Raw genomic sequence first — 20272 nt, forward strand, 5'->3', positions numbered from 1 at the left:
TCAATGTAATGAAGTATTAAATTCCGATTGGCGGGGTAACTGTCCAAACAAATATTTCATTGTTTTGGCGTGTAATCGCAAGTTGGGCAGCTTCGGTTTTTATTAAACATGAGGTACTAATATAAAGGTTAACCCAAGGTGAGACGTGCTGAGTACAGCCAATAATATTATCAATGCTATATAAAGGGATTTTTCCTCCACTCTCGGTAAATAGAACTTCTTTTCTAGTATCATCCAGATTACTGATTGAAAAAGTGTTAAGGAAAATAGACTTTACTTTAGTTATTTCGACATTCCCCCAAAGGAGGGCATTATTAATGGATTTATTTAAATCCAATGTATTGTCCTTATATTGGGATATAGACTCAGGTCGGTGAATAAAAGCGATATATTTTTTTTGCGTTTTTTTAGGTGATGATAATAAATGAGCCACACTAACCTCTGTGTATTTATCAATAGGTTGCTTAATCTGGTAAAGGTTTATAGTGAGTAAGTATTCAAAATCATCAGCTTTATCTAACCAGTTATCTATAATACTAATTGGGATATATTTTTTATAATTAATGCTGAATGGTCTTTCGAGTAATTGAGAAATTTCTTGATTAATTTGTTTAGTATCATTTTCACTTAGAATGATACTTTCACCAATCGAAACTAAAATATTTAATGATACATTGTCAGATAGATATTTGATTGCGGTTAGCATTGATGGCTCACTAACTAACGCTTTAATTCTATTGATAACTCTTTCTACATCTGATGCGTTGCTATCAATGAACTGAGCACAATAACTTGCTTTACCGTTGACTAGGTTAGGAGGCAAAAGAGATATTTTACTAGTAATTATTTGTGTTGATAAATCTTTGCAGTTTGTTATGTGAGGAAGAATCATGGCTTGTGCTAAAAGTGTAACTCTTCTTTGGCCTATCGATATTCTTTTATCTTTGTCTATTTGTCTTTGCGTATCCCATCCATCAGCAGCCCATTTATTAAAAAGAAAAAATATATATCTAACAGAATATAAACCTAGCCAAATTATGATGGTGAAAATGAGTAAATTAAACTCTGGTATTTTTTCTATTAACAACTGGGAAACTAAAAATCCATGTGAAATATAAATGACTAATGATAGTAAAACAAAAAAAATGCCCCATCGTTTAATTGATGGAAAATCTTGACGTTTTGCTTTTGGCGGTAGTGATAATAAATCAACAGGCATCAGTTTAGAGGCTCGCTTTGGCATTCGGAAGAGAGGAAATCAATGTGCAGCCACAGCTACACTTATGTCCATCAAATGCAACAGGTAAGCCATTATCTAGAAATGTTGGATGTCCTTGGGAAATCACTACATTATTATGCCCTTTTTTAGGACATGATACGGGATCACCTAAGCGGGCGACACCAATACCGTTAAAAACCATTGATGAAGAACCTGATAATACTTGTCCACCACTTGTATTTTTATCACCAATACGAATAATACCTTTCATGATAAAAGTCCTTTACATTTAGTATGGGAAGCTGATAGGTACGGCTTTAAAGAAAACATACGTTAAAATGGAATTAAATAATAAATGTAATTCCATTCATAATAATTAAAAAAAGGTTTTCCAAAGATTTTTGGGGTTCATCGATGCATTAAGAATATATGGGTCATCCTTTTCTATCGGGCATTGAGCTTGGATAGACTCAGGCCAGATAGGACGACGGCTGGTTAAAATTGCGATATAGCGAGGTAACGCAAATAAAAAGGCTAACGGTACTGTAATAGGAAACAGGATCACAGGTGTACCATTATGTTGTGTCATGGAGTAGAAGAAGGTAAATCCAAAACTCTCTTTTTTATTTGCTATTGGTAAACAAAAAGGAATGCGTTCTTTCATACCTTGTGGACCTTCTTCCATATAACGACGCACAAATTCCCAATGGGCTTTCAGTTCTTCAAGATTGCTATGTGATGAAGGTAGACAAAAGGTATCGATAATCGTGATGCCATCATCCGCCAATACATGCCCACTAATATAATAATCCTTGCCGATTTCTTTGCGATGATTTAGTCCTGTCGTGAAAAACACGTTTTGCCATGGGGTAGTAAAGATAGAGCCATCAATACGTGTAGCGTGTACCAACTGGTTTTTACGATCAAACCGAATAGGGTAATGAGTCCATGCGAGCCATTCTTTTTTTAATAAGAATAGCATCCAAAGACCCATTGGACTTGCAATCAAGGTTATCGCTAGCATGAATAAAATATGGTCAATTGCATATTGTGACTGAATGATTGTACTAAAAATTAATCCGAATGGTGTACCCAAAAAAAATAAACAACCGAAGAAAGCAACAAGTGATAATAATCCCTTGGAAGAATAAAATTTATCTACCATTTCCAAGTAATTAGAATTTATCGTAATAACTTTTAAATCCGGCATGAGTTGTTTCGTATCGATATTGATTCGTGTTTTTTGCTCTAATTTTCCTGTAAATTCACTTTCATTTAATGGTCTATTGATTTTAAATTGTGGAAATAATCCGTAATAATCCATATTTATTGTCCTATTGCGCGTTTAAACTGTTCCATTTCCATCCACATAGAGGGATAAATTTCGGGCCACTTGTCTACAGGGATATGTTTGGGGACTCGTCGCCACCAGCATTTCTCTAACCATTTTTGAATATTGTCCTGTCCTTCATACGCGATAAAAATAGCGGTTCCTAATGCGATGAGTACGGCAATCACGGTGCCAAAAACGGGTATTGTTGAAACAAGTGCAGCAAGAATAAGCCATATACCACTTGCTCCAGAAAGAAAATAAGCAAAAGCGAGGCCATAATTTTTTTTACCAACTTCATCAAACAGATGAAAAATATCAAACGCAATAGCTACTATCCCTGCCCCTACACCTACACGCACTCCAAATGTTTTAAGGGTGTTATATGCCGTGATATTCTTGAAGCTTCGTAATAGCACAAATCGTTGAACACTTTCATCCAATACACCGATAGTGCCACTGATGATACCAGCAACGCCTGACAAGAAACGGCTATGTGCTTCAAATTGATCTTCAGAAAGCGTTTTCTTGTCACTTAAATCGGCGGAATGGAACAAGGCTAAGCTTTGTAAAATTACTGATAACCCACCAGCGCTGACAACCATAGCGGATTTTCCTGTCCCAGAGGTCATACTGGTGCGATATTGGGCGTAATTTATTGCTTCGGTTTCACTGAATAGTCGTAAGAGTTTAGTTAAAGCCCTCTCTTGTTGTTTCGGGGGAAGCTGTTTTACTCGGTCAAGCTCTCTAGTATCAATATCAACCCAATAATCCAAGATTTTATTTTTGTTCATCGGTAAACCTGAAACCCGTAAACGCTTCAACTCTTCGTGGACAAGCCGATTAATTTCAGATTCGTTTAATGCGTTGTTGTTATCACTTAATCGAATCAAGGCGTCTGACACTTTTTTAGCAAAATGGCCAAATTTTGCCTTTTTATGAATTCGTACAATTTCTTTATTTTGAAATGCAGCTATTGCGACAGCAAAAGCATAAACTTTAGGGGAGCTGATGGTGCTATCAAATGCTTTCATTGTGCTGGTGGCTAGCCGACCTAAATAGATTGCTATGACTGATTGCGATGCTAAACTCTGAGGCTCTATCACTTTTGCAAAAGCATCGGCTAGCCCAGACCAAGGCAATGTAATTTTGCTGACGGAAATATTTTTGTCGATGGTAGACCATGGTAACTCAAGCACTTCAATTGATTGCTGTGCTGTTGCTTCATTAATTTTCTCCGCTAAAACTGCTTGATTAAGTACTAAAGCTCTTCCCAGAATATTACTAGGATCAGACAAGCTATTTAATAGTGACTGATGGAAAAAATCCATGCTGCCTTTTTTGTCCGACATATTCGTGATGCAGTAGCTAACAATGGCTGTGTAAGCAATGCCGCTTAACAAATCATTAGGGTCAAAGTATTGTTGAAAATAGTGTTGTAGTGTTGAAGATTGAAACCAATCCAAATAGAGTTTTGTTCGGGGGCTGACAACTCACTGATTATATTCGGTTAATATTTTTTGGAATTTAAGTCTAAAATCATCAACGGCATCAGCATAATAATACTGCTGATATTTTGCCCAGTTGCCATCGGCAGCTGCTGACATGTGTTGATCGCGAACTGGAGTATATATTGTTTCAACAGCGGGTTTGTTTCTGACATGAAGGTACTCAAAAACCCCTCCTCTAGCGCGCTTATCATTAAACTCTGTTTCTGCGGTATAAGCTCTTTCAAAGTCTGTTCTCATACCCGCCTTCAAGCCAGATATAGCTCCATAGAGTGCTACCTTTCGCTCAATATCTGGTCGGTTATAGACATTTCTATCTAGTTCATACTGAATTAATGTCGGGAGGTCTTTTAAAATTCCCGTTGGATCTTGAAGTACAAAGACAGCACCACGAGGATCCAATTGGTCATCTGGGCTCTGAACGACAGTTTCAATTTTATTCCCCGAGGCTGTTGGTATAAATATCTGTGTTTGAATTCGATAAGAATAGGTGATAAATCCATCAAGCGCTCGGGATAATAGTGAGGTAGACCAGCCACGCATTTGACTTTTTTGGGCATGTTGGTGGTATTCCGCAATCGTATTCTCAAGTTGTGCTAATGGCAAGGTTTGCTCAGTATTTTGGCTATTTAGCCATGCATCCATATCAAAGGGCTGCATATACTGCTCTCGGTGGCTTTTATCTTTGAATTGTTTTCGAATGGATTCTGTCCATTTCACTTCCGACCATGCAAACCAAAATAAACCATTTTTCATGCCACTAGGCATTATCGGCAGGGTAATTAAAGAGGCTTTTGCCAGCTCCTCAGGATTATTTACACAAGGTTTAGTTTCACCAGATATAACATCGTCAGGTGCTTCACCACTTTCGGGAATCGGGTAATAAAACCCACCGTCAGTAATATAATAATTAATCCATGAGTTACCTAATTCATCCCAAATATTTAAGTAGCCAGAGCGCAATAACCGCAAGGTATACGCAGTTTCCCCTTGGGCTTCAACGGGGACATGAATACTTTTAGGCATAACAGGGAGAATGTCATGCTGAGACATAATAGCAGGGCGAGCTAATAAAATGGGAAATCCACGTCGAATGCAAAAACTGCAACCTTGCGACTCATTTTTATCTTTCATATCTAGATTCCTTTAGACGTTATTAACGTGGGAGCATTGGCTTTTATTTCTTGCCAGCGCTTTTCATTCCAATTGGAGGTTGTACGATGGTAATATTCAGGATTATGAGCAGCAACTTTTAATACGGCTTGAACATCATGATGTAACCAAAAAGCACATTGTTGCTTGATGCCTTGCTGTACAAAAATATTTATATCTTTATTTATAACCAAGCCACAATTGGATGCGATCAATAGCAATTCATCAATGTGTCGGCTAAGTCTAATTTTTTCGTCTAAGTTTTTTGTAATAGGTACTTGCTCTAACACTTGGTTAATTAAACCAATCCTATTAATTTGTTCTAACGGCAAATTAATAGGGTCATTTTTGATATAGGGTACTTTTTCTTGAAAATTTAACGTATACCATTGTTTATCAATAAAAAATGTCCAAGATGGAATCACTTGCATTTTTAAGTAAGTTTGCAACTGCCAAGGGGTCAGCATCCAAGATAATTGAATTAAAACTCTGGGGTCGTAGTAGCGAAAAAGATAGTTTTGTTGTTTTTCATCATTAATTAAAAGAAGGCTAGCTAGCTCATTGCGCAATGATTCTGCTGATAAAGGGCTACTGAGTAATAAGTTGATGTTAGGTGTCGAAAGCCCTTGATATTGTTCTGTTATTCTAGTGGTGAACATATCCCAGTCTGAAGTGGGTAATTCATGTAGTGATATCAGTGCTGGATATAAATGTGATTGGGGTGCCAAGTGTGCTGAGACAATATCTAATGAGGGATAGTCATCAAGCAATGAACGAGCAAATGCTTTATCAATTAATGCAAATTGGTGCTCACCGAAATTTTTATGTTGGGGTAGATAGTGTATCATACAATATCCTTAGCGTAGAGGTACAATACCTGAACCCTGTTGAGCAGCTTCTGAAACCATGGATTCACAAGCAGTAAATTGTGGATACGGTATGTTCAACGTTGCAGCATCCATATATTGAAGATTTGAACTTTTTACATTGAAGTCTCCACTAGTTCCGTGCTCTATCTGTGAACCTTCAATGGTGATATATGAGCTACCAGATTGCAGTGTGATTTTTTTCTTCGCACTGATGATAATTTCATCGTCGGTACTCGTAATATTCAGTCCTTTTTGTGCAATGATGTCGACTTCACCTGTTTGGGCTTGAATTTCTATCTTGCCTGCCGCACTCACTAACTTCATGCCTAACTCATGAGCGAATAACACCATCTTTTTCTTGGCAAATAAAACCATGCGCTTTAATGATGAAATTTCTGTATTGCCTGCTGCTGTATAGATTTGATTGCCATTACTGCTGTGCTGAATGTGCTTTGGTGTGGAAGTTGCTATACCGCCAGGTGCGCCGACAAGAATGACCGGCTCTTGTAGTTGTTCAATATTTTGTTGTAGAAATACTTCTTGCGTTTGGTTGTCTAAAGAGTCGATATTTGCCTGTTCTAATATTGAGGACAAAGATTCAGCCGTAGATAATGCATCAGAAAGTTGGCGTTTAATTTCATCTATATTGAGTTGTTGCTCGTTCGCTTTTTCTTGCTCTTGAGTACTTATTAACAACCCTTTACCCGCACGAATCGCGCCCCAGCTATCGGTGCGTAGCTCAAAACCGTCACCACGTTGTTCGCGTTCGGCGTTGACTAAATGCCCCAAGTTTAACTGGGTTTTTCCGCCATACTCAGTGCTGAGCTTAATATGCTCTTGCCCGCGTTTATCCTCCATGCGCAGCTTGTTATTTGCAGGTGTGCGGATCACATTGCGGGTGTTATTTTTATCTGTAACATGGTCGGGGTGGCGGGAATCATGCAGTGCGTGGGCGATATACGGGCGGTCAGGGTCACCTTCATGGAAGGCAATGGCAACTTCAGTCCCTTGAATTAGCGGAAAATGCATCCCGTAAGTATCGCCGGCGTAAGGTTTTGCCAAACGTACTGGCATACTTTCGTAACCCTTAGTTTTATCATCACGATCTGCATCGAATTTAACCCAATAAAAACCATGCTCATCTTGATGAGCATAAATATCCTGGTCTTTTACGCTGGTGACGCGTGCCATTAATGTTCCGGCAATGACAGGGCGTGATTTGAGTGCAGGACGCCAGCACAGTGATTCAGTGTAAGGCACGGCATCGAAACGGACAGTTAGTGCTTTATCTCGGCTGGCGGTAAAGCGTAGGCGAGTAATTAAAATCGGTGATTTGAATACGCTGGGTAACGTCGAACTGAGCGGATTGTCTTGAATGCTTAGCACTAATAATGGGGTCAGGTCTGCTGCGCTACTTTCCCCGCGCAGTAAAGTCTGACGAGCTAAAAAGCGCTCGTGGTCGAGTCTTGCCCAGAAGTTAGCCGTTTCCGTTTCTGGGTGAATTTTATCCCCACGGGTTAGGTGGCGGCCTTTATAGTGGTAAACATCCCCGTAGTTGGTTTTCTCTCCATCACCGCGGGTCATGTCTGCAACGGCGGAAATCAAAGTATCTTCCGCTAGTCGGTGGTTATAGTCTTTGGCAAAAACACTGCTTTCAACCACTTGATGACGCAAAGATAATCCCCAAACACTGTCGGCATGGTTATCGCTCAGCCCAGATGGGCTATTTAATGGCAGGGTTTTGTCATACACATAGCCGCGCTGGCTATCCGTAAAATGGAGGACTTCAGTTTGGGTTTCATCTTGCAAACCAAAGCGATAGAAAATACCCACTTCACTGAGTAAGCGCTCAATAAATTGGCGGTCACTTTCATTAATCTGGTTAATTTGCTCGCGTTTTGGGTACGCTTTGTCGAGATGAAATTCGAACTCCCAGCCTTTGAAATTATGCTCACGCAGAATCTGTTCAACCACATCAGGAATGGATTGGTTAATAAAAAAACGGTGGGTACGAATTTGATGGCGTAGTAGCGCAAAAAAAGGCTCGATAACTAACTGGTAGCGAGCTTCATCCGCAGAGCCAGAGAGGCGACGGAAATCCGTCACTACGCCATGAACGCGCTTGGCAACGCTAGGTTGAGTGGCGAGTCCCATTACGTTATTTATCGGCGCAGAAAAGGTCAGGCTGGCATTGCGGCGCAGTAATTGTTGAGCAGAAAGATCTTGGGCGGAACAGGTAAACGTAATTTGGTAGCGATAGGTATCGCTAGCGGCTTCACGTCCCGTAAAATGTTCAACATCCAGTAAATCTGAGCAGCCTTGCACTTCTAAGCGATAGCGGTTTTGACCTTGGAGTAGGTTTTTGGCTGTATCGAGTAGGCTCATGGATTTATCTCCTCAATATCACTGAAACTCAGAGTGATCCCTTCCTCTTCGCTATACCCTAAATTTAGGCTTTGCGCTTGCTGGTGGTTAGCTTGGCGCATGAGTAATTGCTGGCTCAGTACCGGTAAAATTTGTTGATTGAGCAGGCTATCTATATTTCGGGCGCCGGTGTCTGGTAACAAACAGGCGCTCACGAGCGTGTCATACAGTGCTTCTTCTACAATGCCTTCAAGCTTGTAGTGGGTGTAGAGACGCTTAATTACGCTGCCCAGTTTCATTTCAACAATTTGGCGCAGTGCGACAGGGCCTAATGGGCGATAAATCAAGGTTTGGAACCGAGCGAGTAAGGCGGGTTGGAAATGATCCCGTAGGGTTGGTCGCAATATTTCTTGAAGTTCACTATCTGTAGATTCAGGGAATTCTTCCAACTGCTGCATTAATAAATCACTGCCTAAATTCGCCGTCATTAAGATTACGGTATTACGGAAATCGATTTCACGACCTTCGCCGTCACGCATAAATCCGCGGTCGAAAACCTGATAAAACAGGTTGAGCACATCGCGGTGGGCTTTTTCTACTTCATCGAGTAATACGACACTGTATGGGCTTTTTCTACTTCATCGAGTAATACGACACTGTATGGGCGTTTACGAACGGCTTCCGTTAAAATCCCGCCTTGACCATAACCCACATAACCTGGAGGGGAGCCTTTTAATTGGCTAACGGTGTGGGCTTCTTGATACTCAGACATGTTAATAGTGATCAAAGATTTTTCGCCACCAAACAGGACATCTGCTAAGGCTAAGGCAGTTTCAGTTTTACCGATTCCGCTTGGACCGACGAGCAAAAATACCCCTTGAGGACCATTTTCAGATGCTAAGCCTGTACGAGCGGCGCGTAGACGTTGTCCTAGTGCCAATAACGCACTTTCTTGCCCGACAACTCGTTTTTCCAAAGAACCTTCCAGCTCAAGCAGTTCGGTTTGTTCGTCTTTTAATAAGCTGGATAGGGGGACTCCAGTCCAGTCGGCAATCACAGTGGCTACGGTTCGTACATCCACATCTGGTGTAATCAGTGGTTCCCCGAGCTGAACTTGCTCTAATTGAGCTTGAATTTCACTCACATCTTGGGCTTGTCGACGCTGTTCCATTAACTGATTAATCAAACTTTTTTCTTGCTCAAAACGGTGTTCTAATTCAGTCAGTTTCAGCATGATTTGAGCATCTTGAGTCACTAATTCACTGAGTAACGATTGATTGCTCATGTTACCAATCGCTATATCAGCAAGAATGGCTTGTTGTTCAAGTTTTAAAGCGACACGTTTGGCTTTTAAACGCGTTATTTCATCTGGAAGAGTGTCGAGACTCATACGGATACGTGCACTGGCGGTGTCGAGCAGGTCAACGGCTTTATCTGGGAGTTGTCGACCTGTTAAGTAACGTCGGGATAAAGTCACCGCAGCTTTTACTGCATCATCAGTAATATGGACGCCATGATATTTGGCGTAGCGGGGTTTTAGTCCTCGTAGCATTAAACTGGCTTTTTCGTCATCAGGCTCATCCACTTTAACCACTTGGAAACGGCGTTCTAAGGCCGCATCACGCTCAAAATATTGTTTATATTCAGACCATGTAGTTGCCGCAATAGTACGTAATTCACCACGGGCAAGCGCTGGCTTCAGTAGGTTAGCAGCATCAGCCCCACCGGCTTGGTTACCTGCGCCGATAATAGTATGGGCTTCATCAATAAACAGTAAAATTGGGGTTGGTGATTGTTGCACGGCTTCAATAACGTTTTTGAGACGCTGTTCAAATTCACCTTTTACCCCAGCTCCCGCTTGCAGTAAGCCTAAATCTAACGTGCGCAATGATGTAGTTTGTAAACTAGTAGGAACATTACCTTCAATAATTCGCAGCGCTAAGCCTTCTACCAATGCAGTTTTACCTACACCGGGTTCACCAACTAAGATGGGGTTATTTTTACGGCGCCGAGAAAGAATATCTACCATCTGGCGAATCTCATCATCACGCCCAAAAACAGGGTCAATTGCCCCTTCGCGCGCTTTTTCGGTGACATCGATCGTAAATTTATTGAGTACAGCAAGTAAGGCGTCGTTCAATGTATTGCCAATTAAATTTGGTGCATTGGATTCATCTACTGGTTTGGCATCAAGAGGAGCTTCATTCGGTAGGGATTGATTATGCGCGGCTAATTGCTGAATTTCAGGTCGTTCATCTGATTGAGCATCTAGCATGGGTCTTAAGCGTTGTAACTGTGTGAGACTTAATGTCATTAATGGCCATAGCGCATCATTTGGGACAAGGGAGGGCTGTTTTACCATTGCCGCAAGAATGTGTACGCTGCGAATGTGTTCGATATCCTCATCAAGTGAAGCTATGACCCATGCATTTTGGATTAAATTAAGTAACTGTTTGGATAAGGTAGGGCGGGTATGGATTGAGCGTGGAAGGTTATCTATCTCAGTTAGTAAGTTTTGCCAAAGCGCTGAAATATCCCATTCATAACGGCGTGCTAACACTGTGATATCACTTTCACCGAGTTCAAGGAGTTTGAGAAGCCAATGTTCGATCGTGACCTCAGCATGAGCGCGTGTTTGGCACAAGGAAGCCGCTGCCTCAAGTGCATTTGCACAAAAAGGATTTAAGCGACGTAATAACATAACTGAAGGATTTTCCATGTTCTTTCCCTAGATAATCTTGTGAGTTTCAATGTGTTTAGGCACGCTACCGCCCCTAACCATTAACCGAGGTTCATAAGGTTGATGTTCGTGATAGGTGATACGCCGAGAATGGCGCAGTATTCTGTGTTTAATGACAAAGTCGATTTTGTGCGAGTCAGGTTTGCACAATATGTGCAATAAAAAAGCAGGCGCTAAAACGCCTGCTGGGATTAATTATGCGGTAGCGCGTTCATTCCAAGAGTCAGAATGAATGATGTTGCCGTCTTTGTATGTCCACGTGATTTTTTCGTAGCGCAGCTCAATCTCTTCGAGATGGTTGTGCTTCTCTTTGCTTGGGTCTTTGATATCGTGCATTTTTGGTGCTACTTTCACGACTTTGACATTTTCAAGTTTAGTATTGAAATACTCGACTTCTTGTCCTGCATCATCAATGCGGTACCATTTGAACTCAGCTTCTTTCAAGGTTTGACCAGTGGTCACGGCCTTGTAAAGATAAGGACTTGAAGCATCAATTTCTTTTACGAAAATGAATGGAGTATGGATGCGAGTACCCGTTAATTTCCCGGTATTGTTATCTGTTGGGATATAAAGGTTATGGTCTTGAGCGACAACTTCAATGCTACCTTCACGGTCTTGTACATTGACAGAACCTTTGATTTCAGCACCGCCATCATCTTTCAGCCATAAATAAACAGGGATTGCCATAGTTACTTCTCCTTTTGTGGGGAATGTGTGCCACCATCCATCGATGGCACGGTTTTGATGTCCAATAATTGGCAAGCTTCGGCTTGCGGTATTAGACGAATTTCTACACGTCGATTTTGAGCTCGACCTTCGGATGTTTCATTGCTAGCCACTGGGTTGTTTTGCCCGTAGCCTTGCACTGCAAAGCAGGTTGGTGAAATATCGCTGGTTTGTATCATCCAATCACGAACAGATTCAGCGCGTTTTAATGATAGTTTTTGGTTCAGTTCTGGGTTGCCGGTATTGTCGGTATAGCCAGAGACCACAATCAACCAGCCTGATTTGGCTTTGATATTCAGTAAGGCATCTACCAGCACTTTGGTTGCATCTGTTTTCAGCGTATATTGGCCCACATCAAATAGAGATAAGCTGTCGAGGGTCACCATTTCTGGTGCTAAAACAGGAGCATTAGGGATTATTTTAGGTTGTGTAGGTGCCCAGCTACCGAGCAGAGTATGTAAGTAAGGAAGTAGACGCTCTCCTTGGTAGAGAGCTAATGAATAGGCTGTTGGAATCCCTTCACGCTCCCAACGGGATAGCTGAACTGCATCTTCCTGTAATTGCTGGTATGCAGTGAGTTTTGGCGCCAGAGGGTTATCCGAGAGCTGTAAAAATCGTTTTGTATCTTCGCCAATATGGCGAATAAGTTGCTGGTTATGATGATAGCTCCCTACTAACGCACCAATGAGAAAAATACCAAAGAGCAGACCTACAGCACCAACAGTTCGTTCTGTACGACTCAGGCTAATGTCGTGTTTTAAGCGACGTAGCATCACATCAGGTAATGGCAATAAATCAGTTACTTGAGTTGAGAGGGCTAAAGGTAACGATGTTTTTTCTTGAATAAATTGTTGCCATAAATTGTTTGGTTGACTGGAAATGTTGATCCACTGAATTGCCCATGCAGAAGGGATCAATTTTGGAGCTCCAGCTTGAGGCATTGTCAGCTGAGGGATGAGGATTTGGTTTAACCAGCTTTGCAGAAGATCAAACCAGAGTGAAAGTTGAAGACTCTGCTCAGTATGCCCAATTTGTGCGGGTAACCATGAGGAGTAGGGCGCTGACATCGTGCCCTCTTGCTCCACTTGAAATTCACTTTGATGACTGAGTAATGTCATCCATGGTGTATGCTCATAGTCGACCCGAAAAGTTGAATCTAGTTGATGAGGAGTGGAAATATAAACAGTTACCCAAAATGGCAGTTTAGTACCTGTCTTCTGGCGGCTTTCGCCAATAGCACGTCGCCAATTAAGTAATTCTTGAGTAAATGTTTCTTGCTGGGTTAGTTGTTCAGGTATCACCGTGTAAAGTAAAGAGATTTGTCCTAATAAGGATGGAGCATACTCGATTAAGGCAGTCACCAACTTAGCTAATTCGGTTGGTGCAGAAACATGAATATACCAGCCTTGGCTAGTTTCACGATGTAATTGATTATCAAGGAATAATGCCTGTGATTGCCCGCAAACTAAAATTACGGGTCCCTGATAATTATCCGTAGGAAATGCACCTGTATAGTCGTGTTCAGTGGAGATATTTTGGCGTCGCTGTTTATAGTGCCAAAATAATATTCCACTGGTGAGAGCTAAAACTAAGACTGAAATAAAAATGGTGACAGTCTGTCCCAGAGACCAAAATCCCCAGAGTAGCCACAGGAAAAGACCCGTCGCAAAAAGCGTCAGACACTGTTTGATTGGGTTTTGCATGACTATCCTTGTGTCATCCATTGTTGGAGCAACTGTTCTAAGGACGCTGAAAAGCCCCACCACATACCAGCGAGTAATAGAATTCCGCAAAGCCAACCTAGCCAATAAAGTCGGCGACGGCTAAAGCGTAGTTTAGGTTTTACCACAAGAGGTAATTCAGATGAGATTAAGTAATCAGGCAATTGAACGTTGAGCTGAGCCATAACTTGCTCACGTTCTGGGGCATCTTTACGGCGAAATTTACCGACAAATCCAAGAGTGAGAACACGATGAAAGCACAGCAAAACATCAGGATTAGGAGCTGTTTCATTTAAGATGCTACGTAATCTATCCCATAGTTTGTCGCCAGCTTCTAATGTATTGAAATAACGAGCTTGGAGAGGGGATTGAATCCAAGTGTTATATCCTTCATCCCGTGTTTGGCGGTTCATGATACTTTCATCAATTAGTGCACATTGCGCATATTGCATATGTTCAACAGCGGATTCAGCATACCCATGCTCTAGCAATTTTTGACGTGTTTCATCCACAAGTTGGCAAACACGACGGTAAAATCCATCACCATTAGTGATGGATATTCCTTGATTGATCTGACAAACCATCAACCATGTTTGTGCAAAAATCATGTCGATAGTATGGTGTGAGGTTGGATTATTCATGAGCGAAGTACCGCGAATAGCTCTAATTGAATGTCGCCTAATGTGCTAGGGACGTAAAACGCACACTGCCCTGAAGACAACATGGCCTGACCTGCCGGCGTTTCAATATCCAACGCAAAATATTGATTTTCTAATCGGAGAGGAACTGCGGTTGGGACATGGCTGAGAGCTTTCAATGGAATGCCATTTAATGCCACATTTACGACGTCTGCAACATCATCACTGCTACCCGCTTTACACAGTAAAGGGAATTGAGTGATCAGCAAGTGAGCTGGTAAAGATGAACGTACAGATAAATAAAAATCAGCTTCTTCACGTAATCGACCATCATGGAGATGACCTTTCCAGAAAGGTCCCTCTTTTATGAGATCGATGCTAATGACTCGAGATGGTAAGCTCGCTTCTAGCAATGTATTTAAGAGCGTAAATAATGGAGGAAAAACCTGCTCTGGGTGACCATGTTTATATAACGGAATATCGTCAAGTTGATGGTCAAGGGAAAAAGTTAATAGGCTTCCAGCTAGACGGGCTAATTCCCTATACAATAATTCAGGATGTCGGCTTAGTGATGCACTAAGCTCATTTAAAACAGGTTCAGCGCTATTGAGGGAATTTAATAACCAAAATAGTGAAACGTCCGCGACAACAAAATCTGCCATTTTTTCATTACTTTCACGGCGTAATGCCATTAACCGGCGACGTTTAGCGACTAGACGATGCATGAATTCAGAGAGCAGGGTGACCAACTCAAGACTACCACTACAAGCTAAGAGCGGAGGAATGAAATGTGTGTCAAATACCCATGCACCTTGTGTATTCCGTATTAGCCTTGCAACAGGGCAAGTCATGAATGCGGCATTTTCATCGTGCGCTAAACGTAGGGTTACCATATGACGTAACACTGCGATGTCCGTCTGCTCATGGCCCAGCAAATCTTGGACCTTTATCCATTCTTGATTAAATCGACGTGGACGATCGGTGCCTGTTTCAGGAATCAGATTACCGCCATTTGCTAACATCAATGGTAATGCTAAAACGATATCTAAAGTTTGTCGTTCAGCATATTCATTTAAAGAAAAAACGGGAGGAAGTGCATCTGCGAGAGTGGTATCAATAAGAGTCCCATCCGGAAAGCGGACGATCATATTTTGTGCACTGAGGCGAGAAAGTGCAAGAGCACTTTCATCAAATTCAGTACTAATAACACCCCATGGAGAAGCAATTTCCATACGGGAAATGACCTCTGCAACATGGCTATCCCAGCGAGCTTGTTGCTGAAATTGTTGAGGGGCTAAAAAGGCCCCGTCAGTCCATAATGGACGGTAGATTTTCATCCTGAATGACCTTTAATTTCCGTTATGCTTTTGCTTTAGGCATTTGTGAAACTAGTGATAAATCAACATCCATACCTTCTACTTGGAAGTGTGGTACCGCATACAATTTCACTCGGAAGAAACCTGGGTTATCTTCGATATCCTCAACGACAACTTTTGCATCACGCAGTGGGTGAGAAGCTTGTAAATCATCACCTGGATCTGTCATTTCAGTCACTAAACCTCGAACCCAATTATTGAGTTCTAATTCAAGCAATCGACGATCTTTAGTGGTACCGATGTTTTCACGTTGAATAAGCTTCAAATAATGAGCAATTCGTGACAATAAGAAAATGTAAGGTAAGCGCGCGTTGATACGACTGTTAGCGGTTGCATCAGCAGTTTCATATAAGGCTGGCTTTTGTGCCGAGTTAGCAGAGAAGAAGCAAGAGTAATCACGGTTTTTATAGTAGGACAGAGGAATAAAACCAAGATTGGCAAACTCAAATTCACGAGTTTCAGGGATCATAACTTCTGATGGGATTTTTACTTGGCTACCAGTACCTAAGTCAAAGAGATGAATAGGTAAATCTTTAACAGCACCGCCAGCTTGAGGTCCACGAATTTGTACGCACCAGCCATTATTGATAAAGCTTTTTACCATATTGGCAGCAAAAGCAAATGTCGCATTAGTCCACAAATATTTTTCATGGTCAGGTCCTTTAACCTCTTCAACATAATTGAAGCTACGTACTGGGACAGTATCTGGACCGTAAGGTAGACGCCCTAAAACACGGGGCATGGTGAGCCCAATATAGCGAGCATCATCAGAATCACGGAATGATTTCCATTTAATGTATTCAGCTCTATCAAAATAGTTGCCAATATCCTTGATTGCAGCAACTTCTTCCATAGTTTCTTTTCCAAAGAACTTTGGACCTACAGAACCGATAAATGGCATGTGAGCGGATGCGGAGACTTTTGAGATACTGCGCAGTAATGCAATGTCTTGCGGGCTGCGGTCAAACTCATAGTTTGAGATCATTGCTGCAATAGGTTCACCACCAGGGGTATCATATTCAGCGATGTAGGTGTGCTGGTACAGACCACTTTGAATCACTTCTGGGCTATCTTCGAAATCTTGACGTAAATCGTCTTTAGCAATATCAAGAAGCTCAATTTTCACATTTTGACGGAAGTCCGTACGATCAACTAGGAATTTTAGACCACGCCATGTGGACTCAACTTTTTGGAAATCATGATGATGCATAACTTCATCAAGTTGTTGGCTGATTTGTTTATCTAGTTCAGCGATGTGGTGATCCAACAGGTTACGGTCTAAACGTTCAACTTTTTGGCCAGATGATTTTAAACGGTTAAGAAATACTTGCACAGCAACAGTCACTCGTTCATCCGCAGTGGCATCAGCAAGTGCAGCGTTATCTTGAAAAGCATTAATATCAGTTATTGTTGAGACCGGAGTTAAATTGATTTTTTCAAATAATGAAGCGTAAACACCGTGGTTAGATGCGTCATCGAGCACTGCAGTTGCGCTTTGGGTAGATTCAGTTTTTACAGACATCAGCATAATCCTTTATTAATCCAAATTAATCTTTTTTTGGTGCTAGCTGTGCTAGTTCTTCACGTAACTCATCACTAAGCGCAGGATCTTTGAGGATACTTTCGAGTTCGCGGCGAAATGTAGCGTTATCGAGTAGATTTGATTTGAGGTCACGTAGTAAATTACGCATTGCTAACATTGCTCGTAATTGAGGAATTTGGCGGGCAACTTGCTCAGGTTCGAAATCTTTCATATTTTTGAACGATAATTTAATACTTTCTTCGCTGTTATCACCTGCAAGCGTATTTTTAACTGTTACATTTATTGTTGGAGTGAACTCACTCAACACACTGTTAAAGTTATTTTTATTGATGTTAATCTTTTCTCGTTCTGACAGCGCTCGGCTGTCCTGCCCATTACTGTAATCTCCTACTGCAAGTAATTTCAGAGGTAATTCGACTTTTTTCTGTGCACCACCAGTGTGTAAGTCTAATTTTATGTTGACGCGTGCTTTTGGCACTTCATTCTGGAAGCTATCTGACATTTTCTAGTCCTTTAAAAATAGCCTTACTCGCGAATAGTTCGATCTATTGCGAAATAATCTATCTGTTTGAATTTAAATTTAACTTAGTTTGATCTTTTCCATTTATATAACTTTAATTAAATTAAATCAACAATTCTTATGTTTTATGATGATTTACACGTAATGAGTTTAAGTATATTTACAGTAACTTAAAGGTTGAATTTTAATAAATCCTTTTATTTCAATTGATTATTATTTTTTGTAAAAGAATTGATGAAAGGCTATTTATTTATTTTTAGGTATATTCTTAAGAAAAATAGAATATATAAACATACCTACACATATGGAGTGTAAGTTGGTTTTAATAGAACTATATGGATATAAAATCAATTATTTGAATAATGTTCAATATTAATGGTTAAATTAATAATTAATTTTGGAGTTTAAATCTATTTGAGTTTTTATTTTTTCATGGATGTGGTCAGGCATATTAAAATAGCATTTTTCACTATTTGTGATTTATTTCGCTATTTGGAAACGTAGATGAAGTAGAAACCTTATTGGTCTAATTAGTAAAGCCTACGTTATCTATCAGTTTAAGTTGGAAGGTGATATTTAAGACATAAAAAAACCAACCTATTTGAAGAGTCCAATTTTATGGGAGCACTTCATTTTGGGTTGGTTTTTTTATAGGAATTTGGTCGGCATGAGAGGATTTGAACCTCCGACCCCGGACACCCCATGACCGTGCGCTACCAAGCTGCGCTACATGCCGATTGCACTATCATGTGACTTGCACAGGCAAAATATACTACTCAAATCATCCGCAAAATCAAGATGGAAATAAGATGAATGGTTAAAATTAAAACATTAATTTTCATTAAAACGTTTGAGTTCAGTAAATATTTTCAACAGTTCAGCTAAGTTTGGCTTTTCGTTTTCGTTTACAGCACCTTGCTGGTCATAAATGTTAAATTGACCATTACGATCCATGTACATAGTGGAGTGATTGGTGGTAATAACAACATCATTATTATCGCCTGTAATTACCCAAGGATAGGTGCGTTGGGGGCTAAATAGGTCTTCACCTTGGCTATAATCATCTGGTTGGTTGTTGACATGCAACATACGTTGCATGATGGTTGTCATAATATCCTGATGGCTAGTGAGCTTGTCAATCTGCTGGGATGGTGTATTTGGCCAGTAGATAAACAGGGGTACTTGCATATTATCGCGATTGAAATGCTTTTTATTTACCCAGTCAGTATCTTGTGATCCATCATTATTATAATTTGCAGTGATCACAATAATGGTGTTGTTAAGTTTATTCTGAAGCTTTAGCTTTTCAATCACTTGATTAATTTGATTGTCTGTTTCATGGCTTCCCGGAGTACCTTTAATATTCAAGAATGAGAACCAAGGTGAGCCTTGTTTAACATTATCTAGCCATAAATTCCATTGGGCGATAGTTTGATTATCATTATCCGCTGCTTTTGCTGGCATGGAGTAATCAGACAATATTGCTTGACGGAATAATGGTGAACTAAACCCATCGGTTGAGAATAGTCCAAATTGATAGCCTTGATGCTGTAATGCTTCAATCAAAACTGAAGGGTGCCGGCCATTAAGAATATTATCAAGATAGGTTGATGATATTCCGTAGAACAGACCAAATAGGGACGTATCATTGCGTAGTCCCGTAGTATAGTGATTAGTAAATTGTGAACTAATATCTTTGAATTCTTGTAATGAACGCATTTGTTTTTGTTGGCGCTCATTGCCTAAATCATCGACAACGACCAACAGTAAGTTATAGCCAGTACCTTGATCTTGATAGCTTAATGGCTTCAACGGATATTGTAGTTTCAAGGCTGTAGGGCTACCTTGCTGGAATACTCGATTTTGATGCTCAGTTAAATCCAGAAGTCCATACCTGTCGAGTAATTTTCGAGCAGTCATTGGTTGTGATAAGGGATAATTATATCGCTGCATGGTAATAGGGCGATAAAAATTGGCATCAGCCCATGCATACATTAAGTGAGACATAACAAACGTCGCAATAAAAATTCCTGCAAGTGGCTTGCCAAAAGTTTGCCTACTTAAGCTACGTAATTTTTGCCAACTCCATGTAGCAAACAACATCTCAACGAGGAAAATGATAGGAATACTGATAAACATCAGCTGCCATTCACGTGCCATTTCCCCTTTAGCGGGATTGATAACGAGATCCCAAACTTGAGGAGTAAGATGAAGACCAAATTGGCTAAAAACGCGAATATCAAAAAGTAATAGCGTGATCCCAGCAGTGGCGAGTGCAACACAGATGACCCTAAGTAATCGCTGAGACATAACAATAAAGGTCAGTGGGAAGATGATAAGCAAATAAGTAGCAAAGACTACGAAGCTAAAATGACCTAACCAACTGACAAAAGCATAAACGCGACCAGCGAGCGTATCTGGCCAGTCAAAAATAAACAGATAGCTGCTACTTAGCAGGAGGCAAAGTAGTATGTTGAATAGTGCAAACCAGTGTCCCCAGCCAATCATGTTGGAGACTTTATCACGGTAGCGCTGATGGGTGACCATGCTGTTTATTTATCGACCA

At 40.7% G+C, this 20272-nt stretch carries 12 protein-coding genes, 1 tRNA gene and 2 pseudogenes; all 15 read right to left on the minus strand.

What is annotated here, in order from left to right:
* Nucleotides 1-16: 16 nt before the first annotated feature.
* The 15 genes and pseudogenes from PR761_RS01750 to yejM all read right to left on the minus strand — a co-directional run bounded on the left by PR761_RS01750 (nucleotide 17) and on the right by yejM (nucleotide 20253).
* Nucleotides 17-1219 carry a hypothetical protein gene (locus PR761_RS01750; RefSeq protein ID WP_148449438.1) on the minus strand — a complete coding sequence of 401 codons (1203 nt, stop codon included), beginning with the start codon at nucleotides 1217-1219 and terminating at the stop codon, nucleotides 17-19.
* A gap of 4 nt (nucleotides 1220-1223) precedes the next feature.
* Nucleotides 1224-1490, minus strand: coding sequence for a PAAR domain-containing protein (locus PR761_RS01755; RefSeq protein ID WP_006815478.1), 267 nt, complete (start codon nucleotides 1488-1490; stop codon nucleotides 1224-1226).
* Between the two features lie 105 nt (nucleotides 1491-1595).
* Nucleotides 1596-2543, minus strand: coding sequence for a DUF6708 domain-containing protein (locus PR761_RS01760; RefSeq protein WP_006815477.1), 948 nt, complete (start codon nucleotides 2541-2543; stop codon nucleotides 1596-1598).
* A gap of 2 nt (nucleotides 2544-2545) precedes the next feature.
* Nucleotides 2546-5191: pseudogene (locus tag PR761_RS17115) on the minus strand (T6SS effector BTH_I2691 family protein).
* 2 nt (nucleotides 5192-5193) lie between these two features.
* Entirely contained in the window at nucleotides 5194-6057 is an 864-nt protein-coding gene (locus PR761_RS01775; RefSeq protein ID WP_006815475.1) for a DUF4123 domain-containing protein, read from the minus strand.
* A gap of 9 nt (nucleotides 6058-6066) precedes the next feature.
* Nucleotides 6067-8463, minus strand: coding sequence for a type VI secretion system Vgr family protein (locus PR761_RS01780; RefSeq protein WP_006815474.1), 2397 nt, complete (start codon nucleotides 8461-8463; stop codon nucleotides 6067-6069).
* Nucleotides 8460-11161, minus strand: a pseudogene (tssH, locus tag PR761_RS01785) (type VI secretion system ATPase TssH). The gene PR761_RS01780 and the pseudogene tssH overlap by 4 nt, the downstream one beginning before the upstream one ends.
* A gap of 216 nt (nucleotides 11162-11377) precedes the next feature.
* A complete protein-coding gene (locus PR761_RS01790) occupies nucleotides 11378-11869 on the minus strand; it encodes an Hcp family type VI secretion system effector (protein ID WP_006815472.1) in 492 nt (163 codons plus the stop codon).
* 2 nt (nucleotides 11870-11871) lie between these two features.
* Nucleotides 11872-13611: an OmpA family protein gene (locus PR761_RS01795; RefSeq protein ID WP_195848297.1), complete on the minus strand. Its 1740-nt coding sequence runs from the start codon at nucleotides 13609-13611 to the stop codon at nucleotides 11872-11874.
* Nucleotides 13612-13613: 2 nt separating this feature from the next.
* On the minus strand, nucleotides 13614-14270 hold the full coding sequence (tssL, locus tag PR761_RS01800) for a type VI secretion system protein TssL, short form (protein ID WP_154611162.1): 657 nt from the start codon (nucleotides 14268-14270) through the stop codon (nucleotides 13614-13616).
* The gene (tssK, locus tag PR761_RS01805; protein ID WP_006815469.1) at nucleotides 14267-15604 is read right to left on the minus strand and encodes a type VI secretion system baseplate subunit TssK; all 1338 of its coding nucleotides are present in this window, start codon (nucleotides 15602-15604) and stop codon (nucleotides 14267-14269) included. Before tssK ends, tssL begins: the two co-directional genes overlap by 4 nt.
* A 22-nt stretch (nucleotides 15605-15626) precedes the next feature.
* Nucleotides 15627-17171: a type VI secretion system contractile sheath large subunit gene (gene tssC / locus PR761_RS01810; protein WP_006815468.1), complete on the minus strand. Its 1545-nt coding sequence runs from the start codon at nucleotides 17169-17171 to the stop codon at nucleotides 15627-15629.
* A gap of 19 nt (nucleotides 17172-17190) precedes the next feature.
* Nucleotides 17191-17688, minus strand: coding sequence for a type VI secretion system contractile sheath small subunit (gene tssB, locus PR761_RS01815; protein ID WP_006815467.1), 498 nt, complete (start codon nucleotides 17686-17688; stop codon nucleotides 17191-17193).
* Nucleotides 17689-18365: 677 nt separating this feature from the next.
* Nucleotides 18366-18442: transfer RNA gene (locus PR761_RS01820), tRNA-Pro, on the minus strand.
* Between the two features lie 95 nt (nucleotides 18443-18537).
* Nucleotides 18538-20253, minus strand: a complete 1716-nt coding sequence (gene yejM / locus PR761_RS01825) for an LPS biosynthesis-modulating metalloenzyme YejM (protein WP_039855330.1) — start codon at nucleotides 20251-20253, stop codon at nucleotides 18538-18540.
* Nucleotides 20254-20272: the final 19 nt, after the last annotated feature.

The organism is Providencia sp. PROV210, from assembly GCF_028479445.1.
Lineage (GTDB): Bacteria > Pseudomonadota > Gammaproteobacteria > Enterobacterales > Enterobacteriaceae > Providencia > Providencia rustigianii.